The organism is Corallococcus sp. CA047B (assembly GCF_003612065.1).
GTDB lineage: Bacteria > Myxococcota > Myxococcia > Myxococcales > Myxococcaceae > Corallococcus > Corallococcus praedator.
This window is the reverse complement of sequence record NZ_RAWD01000079.1, coordinates 1-13,525: the sequence shown is the minus strand read 5'-3', so window position 1 is coordinate 13,525 and position 13,525 is coordinate 1. Positions and strand designations below refer to the sequence as shown.

Sequence of the window (13,525 nt, the reverse complement as noted above, 5' to 3'; positions counted from 1 at the left end):
ACTCAGCCTGGGGGCGGCATCAGCGGGCCGGTGAAGCCGACCTCCAGCCCTCCGTATTCGGACGGGGCCAGGGTCAACGTCCAGCCGTGCAGCTCCACGACGTTGTGCACGATGTGCAGGCCCAGGCCCTGGCCTTGAGGATCCCGGGTGCGGGCCGCGTTGCCCCGGAAGCGGCGCTCCAGGAGCCGTGAGCGCTCCTCTTCCGAAATGCCCGGTCCGTCGTCGATGACGCGCAGGTGGAAGGTCTGCTGGCGCGTCGTCTCCAGCACCACCGCCACGTGGCCGTCCAGGCGTCCGTAGCGGATGCCGTTGAGCACCACGTTGCTCACCGCCTGCTCCAGCAGCGTCTCGTCTCCCATCACCCAGGTGGGCTTCGCCGGCACGCCGCTCTCCAGCGCGATCCGCTGGGGCCTCGCGATGGGCTGGTGCCGGCCCAGCACCCGCGACACCAGCGCGTTCAGGTCCACCGGCGCGTGCTGCACCTGGGGGGCTCCGGCCTCCAGCCTCGCGGCCGCTCCCAGGTTGTGCACCAGCGAGGCCATGTAGTGTGCCTCGCTCATCGCGGAGTGCATCAGCGTGGGCTCCAGCGGCTCTCCCGCCCGGAGCCGCTGCTGCATCGCGGCCAGGTGGCCCTGCAGCACCGTCAGCGGCGTCATCACGTCGTGCGTGGTGTTGGCCAGGAAGTCGCGCAGCGTCTGCTCGCGCGCCTCCTGGTGCGCCATCTGGGCCTGGATCTCCGCCCGTGCTTCCTGGAAGGCCCTCGCCAGCTCCGCGATCTCGTCGTGGCCCCGCACCGTCACCGGCTGCTGGTAGTGGCTGCTGGAGGAGGCGCGCACCTCCTCGGTGAGCCGGCGAAGCCGCTGCATCACCGGCCCCAGCGCCACCACCATCGCGGACAACAGGATGAACGTGGGCACGCCCCAGATGTACAGCGGGGGCAGGCCCACCTCCGGTGAGTCCGAGGGCTCCACGCGCCGGGCCAGCACGTACTCGCACGGCCCGCCGTCCCAGGGCATGCGCAGGAGCAGGTCCTGCACCAGCGCTCCGTCCTGCTCCTTGGTGTAGCGGCGCACGCCGACACCATCCGCCAGCGCCCCTTCGCGCAGGTCGTCATCCAGCACCGGGGCCTGCGCATTGGCCGACACGAACTTGCCGTCGAACGGGAAGAGGCTCACCGGTGGCAACCGTCTTCCGAACGGACCCCGGTCGCCGGTGCGTCCCCGGGGCGGTCCATCGCTGCCCGGTTCCCGGGGCCCGGAGCCCGGTGCTTCACCCGGGGGCGGATCGTTGGGCGCGGCCGACGGGGGACCGTCTCCCAGATTGGGGACACCCTCGCGCTCCCACGGTGGACGCTGGGAGCGGGTGCGCACCATCCAGGTGTCGGGCGCGGACTCGCAGCGCTCGCGTCCACCGGATTGCATCTGCGACAGCACGGACGCGGCGATGACCTCGTCCGTCGTGCGACGCCGCACCGAGTGCTCCACCTGCACCAGCGCGAACACCGCGGGCACCGTCACCGCCACCGCTGTGAGCGCCAGGCGCAGTCGCAGCTTCACGCGTCCTCCCCGGGGACCAGCCGGTAGCCCACGCCCCACACTGTCTCCACGCACTTCACCGGGCCCAGCTTGCGCCGCAGCCGCGAGACGTGGACGTCCAGCGTGCGCTCCGTGCCTTCACGCTCTGGATCCAACACGTGCTCCACCAGCCACTGCCGCGTCACGGCCTCTTGCGGCCTGCGCGCCAGCGCCGCGAGCAGCTCGAACTCCACCCGCGTGAGCTCCACCGGACGCCCCTGCACCTGGACGGCGTGCGCCTGGAGGTCGATTCTCAGCGGGCCCACCTCCACCACCGCCTGCTCCTTCTGGAGGGTGGGGCGGCGCAGGCGTGCTCGCACGCGCTCCACCAGCTCCTCCGGCCAGAAGGGCTTGGTCATGTAGTCGTCCGCGCCCAGCTTCAGGGCGCGGACCTTGTCCAGCGTGTCGTTGCGCGCGCTCAGGATGAGCACCGGAACCTCCGAGAAGGTCCGCAGTGCCTTGAGCATGTCCAGGCCGTAGGTGCCGGGCAGCATCAGGTCCAACACCACGAGGCTCACGTCCGGAAGCTCGCCGGCCACCAGCATGCGGCCCTCGCGCCACCAGAGCGGTTCAAAACCCGCGCCCCTCAGGTGCCCGACGATCTGCGAACCCAGCGGATCGTCATCCTCCACCAGCAGGATGCGGTCACCCATGCGCCAGCGCTCCCTTCGGCCCGGGAGCCCCGGAGGCTTCCGGGGCTCCCACCCACCCTGGTTCACGGCGTCCCGGCGTCGAAGCCCGGCGGAGGACCGCCGAAGCCGCCGTCGCCCGGGGGCGGGCCCATGCCGCCGTCACCGAACGGCGGGGGACCGCCACCCCCGCCGCCACCGCCACCGCCGCCCGGGATGGCGCACTGCTCGTTGGCGAGCGAGGAGCGGATGATCAGCGTCTTGGAGGCCAGCATCGCGCCGTCCGCCATGCGCTGGGTCGCGAACAGGTAGTTGCCCACGCTCTCCGCGGAGACGACGTTGTCGTTCGCGTTGGTCGTGTCCCGGGCGCCGCGCGTGTTGTAGAGCGGCTGGTGGTTGACGATGTCGTCGTTGAGCGTGTCGTCGAAGAACAGCTGCGAGGTGACGAACTCCTGGCCGCCCACGCGCACGGTGAAGTGGATGTGGATGGTGCGGCTGCTGTACCAACCGGGGAAGCACGTGTCGAAGTCCGCCCGGCCGTTGGCGTCCGTGGTCTGCACGCCGCGGAACCACCGCGCCGCGCGGGCCACCGGGTCGCCGGAGGTGCAGAAGTCGCTGGCGTCCTCGCCGGAGTAGAGCCCTTCGGGCGCGGCGTGCCAGATGTCCACCGTGGCGTTCGGGATGGGCTTGCACGTCTCATCCACGATGAGGAACGCCAGCCGCACGGGCAGACCGTCGTGCCCTTCGCTGATGTCCTTGCGCTCCACCGTCGTCGCGTAGCAGGGGCCCAGCGTGGACTCGCAGGTGAGCGCGCACACGGTGCCGATGCCGGCGGCGAACGGATCCGGGTAGCTGGCCGCGGCCGTCATCGCCGCGGTGCCGCCGGTGGCCCACACGCCGGGGTCCGTGACGCCCGCGTCGGTGTCGGTGCCGCCGGTCGGGTCGTCCGTCTCGCTGCCACCGCAGGCGACGAGCAGCTTGCCCAGGGGAACCGCGGCCAGGGTCAGGCCGATGCCGCGCAGCATGCCTCGACGGGTGAGGGCCTTGGGGAGAAGGTCCTGAGGGGTTTCGCTCTTCATCCGGTGGGTTCCTCCGGGAGCTGGGGAGCCGGGAGCGGCGGGGGTGCCACTCACGGGACCCTCCGGGGCTGACCGGAGGGCGAACCGGGTTATCGCCAGAGAATCTTAAGCAACCCTTACGCGCGGGGACCGGCGCTCAGGAAAAGCGCACCACGAAGGCCGCGAGCAGGGGACCCGCCGCCTGGCCGTCCGCCGTCGAGCGCGGGCCTCCCTCGGAGAGCTTCGCGCCCAGCTCCTCCAGGGCGGGCTTCATCTCCTCGAAGGCGCGGGCCGCCGCGTCGGCGTTGTCGAAGAAGCGCGGATGCCGCAGCCACCCCGCGATGCCGCTGGTGATGGAGTGGAAGGAGCGCGCGTCATCCGCTTCGTAGGTGAGGCGCAGGTTGCCACCGCGATGGCCCTCGTCGCGCACCACGATGCCGCCCTGGCTGCCTTCGCCCCCCAGCGTCGAGCCCGACGCGTATTCGCTCCAGCCCGTGTCCTGGTCCATGCCTCCACCCTTAGCACCGCGCGCTCGCTCATGGGCGGAGTGTCGGGGAAGCGCCACGCCGTTCCGCGAGGCTCCGGACAGGAAGGGCGAGGGGTCGTGCACCCCGGGGTGCGCCCCTGTTGTCACCCCCCTTGCACCGCCCCAGTTTTGAGGTGGGCTTCAACGGGGGGCCGCCTTCATGTCCGTCGAACCGTTTCATTCACCACGTTACTCCGAGGAGGTTGTGCCCTTCCTCGCGGGCGACGGTCGCGCGCTGCACCTGGTGCACCTGCGCGGACAGGAGGAGTCGGCCAAGGGGCCGGTGGTGCTGGTGCATGGCGCGGGCGTACGCGGCAACATCTTCCGCGCGCCCGTGCGCCAGACGGTGGTGGATGCGCTCATCGACGATGGCTACGACGTGTGGCTGGAGAACTGGCGCGCGAGCATGGACGTGGAGCCCGGCGAATGGACGTTGGACCAGGCCGCCGTGCTGGACCACCCGCCCGCCATCCGCACCATCCTGGAAGAGACCGGGCATGACACCGTCAAGGCGGTCATCCACTGCCAGGGGTCCACCAGCTTCGCGATGGCCGCGGTGGCGGGCCTGCTGCCGGAGGTGGACGTCATCGTCAGCAACGCGGTGTCGCTGCATCCGGTGGTGCCGGCGTCCGCGAAGCTGAAGCTGCGCTACGCCGTCCCGCTGGTCTCCCAGTTGACGCCGTACCTGGATCCGCAGTGGGCCTTCGGCGGCCCCACGCGCACGGCCCGGGCGCTGACGCGCGTGGTGAAGGCGACGCATCACGAGTGCGACAACCTGGTCTGCCGCTGGACGAGCTTCACCTACGGCACGGGCTTCCCGGTGCTGTGGCGGCACGAGAACCTGAACGCCCGCACGCATGACTGGCTCCAGCACGAGTTCGGGCCGGTGCCCTTCAGCTTCTTCAAGCAGATGGAGGCGTGCGTGCGCGCGGGCCACCTGGTGCCGGTGGAGCACTTCACCGCGCTGCCGGAGGACCTGGGCGAGCGCGAGCCCCAGACGGACGCGCGCTTCGTCTTCCTGGCGGGCGAGGAGAACCGCTGCTTCCTCGCGGAGAGCCAGCGCCGCAGCTTCGAATACATGGATCGCTTCCAACCAGGCCGGCACGCGCTGCACGTGTTGCCCGGCTACGGCCACCTGGATGTCTTCATGGGCAAGTACGCGGCCCAGGACGTCTTCCCCCTCCTCCTCGCCGAGCTGGATCGCCCGGTGTGACGAAAGGCCTGCCATGTTCCTCCCCAGACGCATCCAGCGGCAGTCGGGTCGGTATTCGCGCGTGGATGACATCCCGTACGCGCTGCCGGTGAACTCGCAGGGGTCCCCGGCCCTGGTGGCCGCCTTCAAGGTGGATGCGCGGCGCGTGGCCGCGCTGCTGCCCGGCAATGAACTGCACCCGCTGCGCGTGTCCAGGGACAAGGGCGTGCTGCTCATCTCCGTCATCGACTACAAGAAGACGGACATCGGCGCGTACATCGAGTTCAGCATCGCGCTGGCGTGCACGCATGGGCGCAGGCCCGCGCCGCCGCTGCTGCCGCTGCTGTTCCCCAAGCGTTACGGTGTGGGGCAGTACGTGGTGGACCTGCCGGTCAACACGGAGGTGTCCGTGAAGGGCGGCAAGGGCATCTGGGGCATGCCCAAGCACCTGGCCCGCCTGGACTTCCGGATGGAGGACGGGTCGGTCAGCAGCCGCTACGCGGAAGGAGGCCAGGAGGCGGTGCGCGTGCGCATCGAACGGCCGGCGCACGCGTGGCTGCCCATCCGGACGTCGGCGGTGAACTACTGCGCGTTCCGCGGGATGCTGATGAAGTCCACCATCTACTTCCGGGGCCGGTTCGGCTTCCGGCTCGGGAGCAAGGCCTGGGCCACGCTGGAGTTGGGGGACCACCCGCGCGTGCAGGCGCTGCGGGACCTGAGCATCTCCCCGCGCGCGTTCTTCACCGGGTTCTTCCCGTCGTCGAGCGGCGTGCTGGATGACCACTTCGAGGCGTGGTTCCTCACCCAGCCCACGCTGCCCATGGACACGTATCCGGAAGGGCTGGAGAGCGTCGTGGACCTGGGACAGGACCAGACGCCGATGCCGCCTCCGGACGGGGCCCGGGTGTCGACGCGGAGCATCTCCGAAAGCACGCAGGGCGTCTGGCCATGAAGCGCGGCGAGCTTCTCCACCTGGCGAACGCGAGCCTGCTGTTCCTGTGCGTGTCCATGTACCTGGGCACGGGGTGGTCGCTCATCCTGTTCACGTTCCCCATCGCGCCCCAGCTCACGGTGGACAACTACTACCTCCAGTTCGTGCCGCAGGTGCAGGCCGCGACGCGCTTCTTCACCGGCATGACGATGGTGATGCTGCTGTCGGCGGTGGTGCTGGCGTGGCGGGAGCGGAGGTCCGCGCTGCGGTGGTATCCGTTGATGGTGCTGCTGGCCGTGGTGGTGGCCACGCTGCTCACGCGCATCTTCATCTTCCCGTACAACGACGAGATGGCGGCGGGCATCTCGTCGCCCGAGCGGCTGGCGGAGGTGCTGGGCGCGTGGATGCGGATGAACCGCGTCCGGGTGGGGCTGTGGACGGTCCAGTGGCTGTCCATGCTGGGCTACTTCGTGCACCGCGTGCTGCGCGCCGAGCATCCGGTGGGTGCCCGCTCGCCACGCTTCGGGCTGTCCCTCCCGCCGCGCCGGGAGGTCCACGCATGAGCCCGGGCCTGCCGCGGCGGCTGGAGCGCCTGTCCCGCACCCACGGGCGCGGATGGCGCTGGGCGCTCGCGGCGATCGGGTGGATCACCGTCGTGTCCGGCGTGGTGCAGATGTTCCTGCCCGGCACGGAGCTGCGCCTCATGCAGGCGGATGCGTCCGCCGCGCCCGCGCACTTCTTCCGCATCGTGGGGATGTTCATGGTGCTGTTCGGCGGCCTGCTGCTGCATGGCCTGCACGAGCCCCGCGCGAACCCCGCGGCCTTCCTGTGGTCGGGGCTCCAGAAGGTCGGGGCGTGCCTGATGGTGGCGGTGGCCATCGCGCGTGGACTGCTGTCGCCGGTGTCTCTGCTCGTGGCGGCGTTCGATGCCCTGTCGGCCGCGCTGGTGCTCGGGTTCTACGTGACGCTGCGCCAGCGCGAGCAGGTCATCTCCGTGCTCAAGCCGCCTTCGGAGGTGGAGCCGGGCGAGGACACCGGGTCCCGCTCGGTCACGCCCATCAAGCCCGGTGTGGAGTCATTCATGGGTTCACAGACGGCTTTCCAGGGGGAGGTTGCTGAACCCCGCCGCTCCCTGGTTCTGGCGGGGGGCGGCATGCGCGTGGCGTGGCAGTCGGGGGTGCTGCGCGCGCTGACGGACAAGGGGCTGACCTTCGCGCATGCGGACGGCACGTCGGGCGGCATCATCACCCTGGCGATGTGGCTGTCCGGCCTGTCTCCCGCCGAGATGTGCGAACGGTGGCGGACCCTGCGCGTGAAGGACTTCGTGTCCCTCATGCCGCTGGATGCGTACGCCCGCCCCTGGAAGCTGGAGGCGCTGGGCGACGCGGACGGCATCGTGGAGCGCGTCTTCCCGCACCTGGGCATCGACGTGGACGCCGTGCGCGCGAACCGCGAACGCGCGGGCACCTTCAACGTCTGTGACTTCGGCCGGAAGACCAACGAGGCCATCCCCCACACCGACGTGGACCGCGACCTGCTGGTGGCAGGCATCTCCCTGCCGCTCTTCATGCCCCCGGTGCCGAAGGACGGTCGGCTCTACCTGGACTCGGTGTGGATCCAGGATGCGAACGTGTTGGAGGCCGTGCGGCGCGGGGCGGACGAGGTGTGGGTCGTCTGGTGCATCGGCAACACGTCCGGCTACGGCAAGGGCTTCTTCCACCAGTACGTCAACATGATTGAGCTCAGCGCGAACGGTGCGCTCTTCGCCCAACTGGAGCAGGTGCGCGAGCTCAACGCGCGCATCCTCGCGGGCGAACACGTTCCGGGACACCCCCGGCCCATCGTCGTCCACCTCATCAAGCCGGAGCGGCCCCTGCCGTTGGATCCGGACTTCTACGCGGGACATGTCACCGCCGCGTCCCTCATCGACCAGGGCTACTCGGACGCCTGCCGCTACCTGCGCTCGGCGGACCCCCAGGGCCTGCCCCTCAACCCGGAGATCACGCAGATGACTGAATCCGCCCCTGAACTGACCTTCCGCGAGACCATGTCCGGTCCACTGGCCCTGGGCACCACCGACCCCGAGGCGGGAGCCCACGATGGTCGCTCCACGCTCTTCACCATGCACTGCACCATCAGCATCGACGACATGGACGCGTTCGTCCGCGACCCGTCCCACGCCGCCCGGCTGGTGGCCCACATCCAATATCGGCCGCTGGGGGACGACCTGCCCGTGCAGCAGGGGAGCTTCAACCTCTTCCGTCCCACCGACGACCCCACCACGCAGATCATGAGCTACGGCCTGAACTTCCAGGCCCACGACCGCGAGTACTACCTGGAGGGGACGAAGACCCTCCACGACGACGCGGGGCCGGACCTCTGGCGGGACACCACGCGCTTGTACTGCCACCTGCACGAAGGCACCGACGCGCGAGGCCCCGTGGTGGGCTCCGGCATCCTGGTGCTGAGCCTGCGGGAGCTGCTGCAACTGGTCACCAGCATGCGCTCCTCGCGCGAAGGCGTGGAGGGACTGCAGATCATCACCCGGTTCGGCAAGCTGTTCATGGGCGCGCTCTGGGACCTCTACTCGCTCCGGGCGCGGGGCGGCTCGGACGCGAAGGAGCTGCATGAAAACGAGGTCTGAACACTTCGACGTCGTCATCGTGGGTTCGGGTTTCGGCGGTTCGGTGATGGCGTGGCGCCTGGCGGAAGCGGGCCTGCGGGTGTGCGTGCTGGAGCGCGGCAAGGCGTACCCGCCCGGTTCGTTCCCCCGGAGTCCGCACGACATGCGCCGCAACTTCTGGGACCCGCGCCAGGGCCTGCACGGCCTCTTCAACCTGTGGTCCTTCAAGGGGCTGGGGGGCGTGGTGTCCTCGGGCCTGGGCGGTGGGTCGCTCATCTACGCCAACGTGCTCTTGCGCAAGGACGAGAAGACCTTCATCCACGAGGACCCGCGCGACGGGGGCTATGAGAACTGGCCCGTCACCCGCGAGGATCTGGAAGCGCACTACGACGCCGTGGAGCGGATGATGCGCGTGCAGCGCTACCCGCTGGAGCACGCGCCCTATGCCTCCACCGCGAAGACGCAGGCCATGCGGCTGGCCGCCCAGCGCCTGGGCCGCGCCGCGGACTGGCAGCTTCCTCCGCTGGCGGTGACGTTCGGGAACCCCGGCGAGGCACCCGTGCCGGGCGAGCCCATCCGCGAGGAGCATCCCAACCTCCACGGCCGCACGCGCACCACCTGTCACCTCTGCGGCGAGTGCGACATCGGCTGCAACACCGGCAGCAAGAACACGCTCGATTACACGTACCTCTCCGCGGCGAAGCGCGCCGGGGCGGAGCTGCGCACGCGCGCGGAGGTGACGGAGCTGTGGCCCGCCGACGGTGGGGGCTACGTCGTGCAGTACCTGGATCACCGCGACGTGACGGAGGAGACGCCGCGCGAGGGCCCCCAGTCGATGCAGCCGCGCACCACCGTGACGGCGGACCGGCTGGTGCTGGCGGCGGGCACGTTCGGCACCACGTACCTGCTCATGAAGAACCGGCGGCACTTCCCCGCGCTCAGCGACCAGTTGGGCTCGCGCTTCTGCGGCAACGGGGACCTGCTGGGCTTCATGCGGCAGTGCCGCGACACCAGCACAGGCAAGGCGCTGCCTCGCATCCTGGATGGCGGGCACGGGCCGGTCATCACCAGCGCGCTCCACTTCCGGGGCGCGGAGGAGGGCGGCACCGGACGGGGCTACTACATCGAGGACGCGGGCTTCCCGGAGTTCGTCAACTGGCTCTACGAGGGCGCGCACCAGGTGCCGTTGCTGAAGCGCGGCCTGCGGCTGGGCTGGCGCCTCGTGCGCGGCTGGACGGGCCACACGCGCGACTCGGATGTGAGCGAGGAGATCGCCGAGCTGTTGGGCGACTGCCTGGGCTCCGCGACGTCGCTGCCGCTGCTGGGCATGGGGCGCGACATCCCCACCGGGCACATGCGCCTGACGGAGGACGGGATGCTGGACATCGACTGGAGGCTGAGCGGGTCGAAGGCGTACTTCGACCGCGTGCGCCAGTCGATGGCGGACATCGCCACCGCGCTCGAAGGGAAGCTGGTGCAGAACCCGCTCAGCTACCTGAGCCGGGTCATCACCGTGCACCCGCTGGGCGGTTGTCCCATGGGGTCCGCGCCGGAGTCGGGCGTGGTGGACTCGACGGGGGAGGCGTTCGGGCACCCGGGCCTGTACGTGGCGGACGGCGCGATGATGCCGGGCCCCACCGGACCCAACCCCAGCCTCACCATCGCCGCGCTCGCGGACCGCTTCGCGGATCACCTCATTGACGCCCATCACCACGACGCGCCCGTCCACGGGTGGCGCAGGACGGAGGAGGAGGCATGGCCGTCCGCTCCACGGATGTGAGCCGGCATGTCGGCCCGCTCTCGCGCCCGCTTCCCGCCCGGCTCCGGGCGCGGCGCCACGCGCGGCGGGCCCCTCTCCGGGACACGCCTTCGGGCAAGCCAATGGTGGCCTGGTACGACCCCGGGGTGCTCGCGAAGACAGGCCTGAAGTCGCTGCTGTCGGAGACCATCGGACGGCAGGCGGACCGGCGGCTGCTGGACGCGGTGGCGCGGCCGCAACCGCTGGCGTTCGACTACTCGGAGGACGGTGACGGGAAGGCCCGCGAGGAGCTGTGGCTGGACTACGTCTCGGACCTGGGTGACGGCTGGGACTCCACCTACGCGGTGGCGTCCGCCGTGATGGCGCCGACGCTGGACGTGCGGGACGCGACGGGACAGGTGCACCACACCGAGGGCGGCGACGTGCTCGTGTTCGGTGGGGATGAGGTGTACCCGACCGCGAGCGTGGAGGAGTACCAGGCGCGCACGGTGGTGCCGTACGAGGACGCGCTGAACGACCGCCGCCACCGGCCGCACCTGTTCGCGGTGCCGGGCAATCACGACTGGTACGACGGGCTGGTGTCCTTCACGCGCCTGTTCTGCCAGGGCCGGCGCTCCAGGGGCTGGCAGACGCGGCAACAGCGCAGCTACTTCGCGCTGAAGCTGCCGCACGGTTGGTGGCTGTTGGGTACGGACATGCAACTGGAGTCCGACCTGGATGCGTCGCAGGTGGAGTTCTTCCGCAAGGTGGCCGCGCAGATGGGCTCCGATGACCGCGTCATCCTCTGCAACGCGGAGCCGGCGTGGATCAAACAGCAGGTGAAGCCTCACGCGGGGCGCGGCTTCCTGGACAACAACATCGACTTCCTGGAGCAGCGGATCCTGGGCAAGCGGGTGAGCGTGTTCCTGGCGGGGGACCTGCACCACTACCGCCGGCACGAGAACACGGAAGGGCGGCAGAAGATCGTCGCGGGTGGGGGAGGGGCCTTCCTGCATCCCACGCACCTGCCCCGGGTGGACACGCGTCCGGACGGCTTCGTGTTGAAGGAGTGCTTCCCGTCCCAGAAGACGTCCCGGGAGCTGACCTGGCGCAACCTGCTGTTCCCCGCCATCAACCCCTGGTTCGCCGCGTTCATGGGCTTCGTGTACGCGCTGCTGGGGTGGGGCGTGGCCGCGAACCTCAACGAAGGCGCCGTGTCCGCGCCACCCCTGCGCGAAGTCCTCAGCGCCGCGCTGCAGAGCACGGGTTCGTTGCTGGTCGCCGCGGGAACGCTGCTGGGCGCCATCGCCTTCGCGGACGACCGCAGAGGCAAGGCCTGGCAGAAGGTGTCCGGAGGCGTTCACGGGGCGGCGCACCTGGTCGTCGCGTTGCTGCTGACCTGGGGCGTGTCCTCCGTCGCCGCGCCCCTGGCGAGCGAGCTGCAATGGAGCCTGCGGCGCGACTTCCTGAGCGGCCTGCTGCTCTTTGGCGGGGGCGCGCTGGTGGGCCCCCTGGTGGTGGGCGTGTACCTGCTGCTGTCGCTCAACGTGTTCTCGTGTCACCCCAATGAGGCGTTCTCCTCGCTGGCCATTCCGGACTGGAAGAACTTCCTGCGGCTCCACTTCGACAGGGACGGGGAGCTGACGGTGTATCCGGTGGGCCTGCGCCGGGTGCCGCGCCGGTGGCAGCACGGCCATTCTCCAGAGGAGCCGGTCTGGGTGCCGGACCCGCGCGACCACCGGGCCACGCCCCCCGCGCTCATCGAGCCGCCCGTCGTCATCGGGCGCTCGAAGGCACCGCCGCTGACGTTGGACACCGGTCAATTGGCACCCGCCCTCGTGACGCAGGACGAACAGCCTCCGGCCGGCCCGGTTTGAGTGGCGCGAGCCGAAGTCCTACGCTGGGCGGTCATGAAGGCGATGCTCTTGTCCCTGCTGCTCCTCGGTGCCGCACCGCCCGGTGCCGCGCCGTCGTCCCTTCCTCCCGAAGCGCTGGGCGCGCCCCCGCTGGTGGATGCGTCGCCCACGGCGTGGGCCTGCACCATCGACACGCTGCGCGCGGGCAAGGAGTGCGTCTTCGAGGCGGAGCTGCCGCCTCCCGGCGCCCCCAACGCCGACGTGGAGCACGCCAACCTCCAGCTGCTCAAGGAGGCGTCGCGCGCCCTGTGCTCGGAGGCCATCAGCAACGCCCGGGACGGCGTGGCGGATGACAAGCTCGTCTCCGTCTGCGAGCGCAAGTACGCCACCGTGGTGGGCCGCTGCGGCCTGGATGGCAACTCACCGGTGGTGGATTCGAAGGGACGCTTCGCGCCCGCGGCCCGCGCCTGCTACCGGGCGCTGTCCACCGTGCTCCAGGACGTGCAGTTGATGGCCGCCGTGGCCTCCTCCTGCTGCGAGTGCGCCGCGCGCAGCCACTGCCCGGGCAACGGGGAGGCCTGCTACGCGGACGTGTCGCGCCAGCAGGCCGGGCCCGGCACGCTCGCGTGTCTGGACGAGCGCTGCCGTGACGCCTGTTCGATGATGCTGCCCCCGTCCGCGTCCATTCCCCGTCCGCCCCCGTCGCGCGCGAGCCAGGACACCGGCTCCGCGGCGCTGTAGCCCACCGTCCTTTTCGAAAGAGGCTCGCGCCATGCTCCGTTTCCCGATGCTGACCCTGCTGGGCGCGCTCGCCACCGGCTGCGGTGCCGCGCACTCGCATGTGAACCTGGAGGACCGCGCCCTCACGGACGCGCCGGCGCCCCAGCCGGCCCGGGTGCAGGCCAAGGCCCGGCCGCCCGCGGAGAACCCGCCGCCGTCGCCCCAGGATGCCCGCGCATTCACGGCCCGCTACCCCACGCCCGCCACCTGCGAGGGCGCGGCCCGCAGGCTCCAGGCGACGTCGCGCGACGACGCGTGGCTGGCGCTGAAGGTGTGTTCGGAGTCGCCCGCGTTCACGCAACTGGGCGCGGTGCTGGGCAGCGCGTGGGCCGAAGACCTGCGCGTGCGTCCGGACGCCGCCAACCTCATCGCCCGGGTGGTGGCCCACCGGGGTGGCAGCGTGGACGGCGAGTTGCGCCTGCTGCACTCGCGCAAGGTGCCCATCTTCTCGCTCGCGTCCGCCATCGCGCAGCCGGATACCTACCGGGGCCGCTACGTGCTCTTGCGCGCCCAGGTGGCGGATCAGCGCCTGGACGGTGAGCGTCCCACGGTGTGGCTGGTGGAGCAGGGCCTCCAGTCCGTGGGCTCGCAGCGCGAGGTGGGGGTGACGTACCACTC

Annotated in this window: 11 protein-coding genes and 1 pseudogene; 8 read left to right on the top strand and 4 right to left on the bottom strand. The window is 70.7% G+C overall.

Going from position 1 to position 13,525, the window contains the following annotated elements; genetic code table 11:
• Window positions 1-2: 2 nt before the first annotated feature.
• The 4 genes from D7X74_RS14950 to D7X74_RS14935 all read right to left on the bottom strand — a co-directional run bounded on the left by D7X74_RS14950 (window position 3) and on the right by D7X74_RS14935 (window position 3,769).
• Entirely contained in the window at window positions 3-1,556 is a 1,554-nt protein-coding gene (locus D7X74_RS14950; RefSeq protein WP_120533635.1) for a cell wall metabolism sensor histidine kinase WalK, read from the bottom strand.
• On the bottom strand, window positions 1,553-2,227 hold the full coding sequence (locus D7X74_RS14945) for a response regulator transcription factor (RefSeq protein WP_120533634.1): 675 nt from the start codon (window positions 2,225-2,227) through the stop codon (window positions 1,553-1,555). Before D7X74_RS14945 ends, D7X74_RS14950 begins: the two co-directional genes overlap by 4 nt.
• A 62-nt stretch (window positions 2,228-2,289) precedes the next feature.
• On the bottom strand, window positions 2,290-3,282 hold the full coding sequence (locus tag D7X74_RS14940; RefSeq protein WP_120533633.1) for a protocatechuate 3,4-dioxygenase: 993 nt from the start codon (window positions 3,280-3,282) through the stop codon (window positions 2,290-2,292).
• 136 nt (window positions 3,283-3,418) lie between these two features.
• Window positions 3,419-3,769, bottom strand: a complete 351-nt coding sequence (locus D7X74_RS14935; RefSeq protein ID WP_120533632.1) for a hypothetical protein — start codon at window positions 3,767-3,769, stop codon at window positions 3,419-3,421.
• Window positions 3,770-3,947: 178 nt separating this feature from the next.
• Between D7X74_RS14935 and D7X74_RS14930 the strand changes: the two genes are divergently transcribed.
• The 8 genes and pseudogenes from D7X74_RS14930 to D7X74_RS14895 all read left to right on the top strand — a co-directional run.
• On the top strand, window positions 3,948-5,000 hold the full coding sequence (locus D7X74_RS14930; RefSeq protein ID WP_120533631.1) for an alpha/beta fold hydrolase: 1,053 nt from the start codon (window positions 3,948-3,950) through the stop codon (window positions 4,998-5,000).
• 13 nt (window positions 5,001-5,013) lie between these two features.
• A complete protein-coding gene (locus D7X74_RS14925; protein WP_120533630.1) occupies window positions 5,014-5,931 on the top strand; it encodes an acetoacetate decarboxylase family protein in 918 nt (305 codons plus the stop codon).
• The gene (locus tag D7X74_RS14920; protein WP_120533629.1) at window positions 5,928-6,473 is read left to right on the top strand and encodes a DUF1772 domain-containing protein; all 546 of its coding nucleotides are present in this window, start codon (window positions 5,928-5,930) and stop codon (window positions 6,471-6,473) included. The genes D7X74_RS14925 and D7X74_RS14920 overlap by 4 nt, the downstream gene beginning before the upstream one ends.
• The gene (locus D7X74_RS14915; protein ID WP_120533628.1) at window positions 6,470-8,554 is read left to right on the top strand and encodes a patatin-like phospholipase family protein; all 2,085 of its coding nucleotides are present in this window, start codon (window positions 6,470-6,472) and stop codon (window positions 8,552-8,554) included. The genes D7X74_RS14920 and D7X74_RS14915 overlap by 4 nt, the downstream gene beginning before the upstream one ends.
• Window positions 8,538-10,313, top strand: coding sequence for a GMC oxidoreductase (locus D7X74_RS14910; protein ID WP_120533627.1), 1,776 nt, complete (start codon window positions 8,538-8,540; stop codon window positions 10,311-10,313). The genes D7X74_RS14915 and D7X74_RS14910 overlap by 17 nt, the downstream gene beginning before the upstream one ends.
• The gene (locus D7X74_RS14905) at window positions 10,289-12,148 is read left to right on the top strand and encodes a metallophosphoesterase (protein ID WP_233602105.1); all 1,860 of its coding nucleotides are present in this window, start codon (window positions 10,289-10,291) and stop codon (window positions 12,146-12,148) included. The genes D7X74_RS14910 and D7X74_RS14905 overlap by 25 nt, the downstream gene beginning before the upstream one ends.
• Before the next feature lie 33 nt (window positions 12,149-12,181).
• Window positions 12,182-12,868, top strand: coding sequence for a hypothetical protein (locus D7X74_RS14900; RefSeq protein WP_120533626.1), 687 nt, complete (start codon window positions 12,182-12,184; stop codon window positions 12,866-12,868).
• A 31-nt stretch (window positions 12,869-12,899) separates the two neighbouring features.
• Window positions 12,900-13,525 (top strand): annotated as a pseudogene (locus D7X74_RS14895) (hypothetical protein); the annotation flags it as partial.

What these genes read in the sequence shown, in the direction of transcription:
- D7X74_RS14905 (WP_233602105.1), top strand. Translation starts at nt 10,289, where the DNA reads ATGGCCGTCCGCTCCACGGATGTGAGCCGGCATGTCGGCCCGCTCTCG.
- D7X74_RS14940 (WP_120533633.1), bottom strand. Translation starts at nt 3,282, where the DNA reads ATGAAGAGCGAAACCCCTCAGGACCTTCTCCCCAAGGCCCTCACCCGT.
- D7X74_RS14915 (WP_120533628.1), top strand. Translation starts at nt 6,470, where the DNA reads ATGAGCCCGGGCCTGCCGCGGCGGCTGGAGCGCCTGTCCCGCACCCAC.
- D7X74_RS14930 (WP_120533631.1), top strand. Translation starts at nt 3,948, where the DNA reads ATGTCCGTCGAACCGTTTCATTCACCACGTTACTCCGAGGAGGTTGTG.
- D7X74_RS14920 (WP_120533629.1), top strand. Translation starts at nt 5,928, where the DNA reads ATGAAGCGCGGCGAGCTTCTCCACCTGGCGAACGCGAGCCTGCTGTTC.
- D7X74_RS14935 (WP_120533632.1), bottom strand. Translation starts at nt 3,769, where the DNA reads ATGGACCAGGACACGGGCTGGAGCGAATACGCGTCGGGCTCGACGCTG.
- D7X74_RS14910 (WP_120533627.1), top strand. Translation starts at nt 8,538, where the DNA reads ATGAAAACGAGGTCTGAACACTTCGACGTCGTCATCGTGGGTTCGGGT.
- D7X74_RS14900 (WP_120533626.1), top strand. Translation starts at nt 12,182, where the DNA reads ATGAAGGCGATGCTCTTGTCCCTGCTGCTCCTCGGTGCCGCACCGCCC.
- D7X74_RS14925 (WP_120533630.1), top strand. Translation starts at nt 5,014, where the DNA reads ATGTTCCTCCCCAGACGCATCCAGCGGCAGTCGGGTCGGTATTCGCGC.
- D7X74_RS14945 (WP_120533634.1), bottom strand. Translation starts at nt 2,227, where the DNA reads ATGGGTGACCGCATCCTGCTGGTGGAGGATGACGATCCGCTGGGTTCG.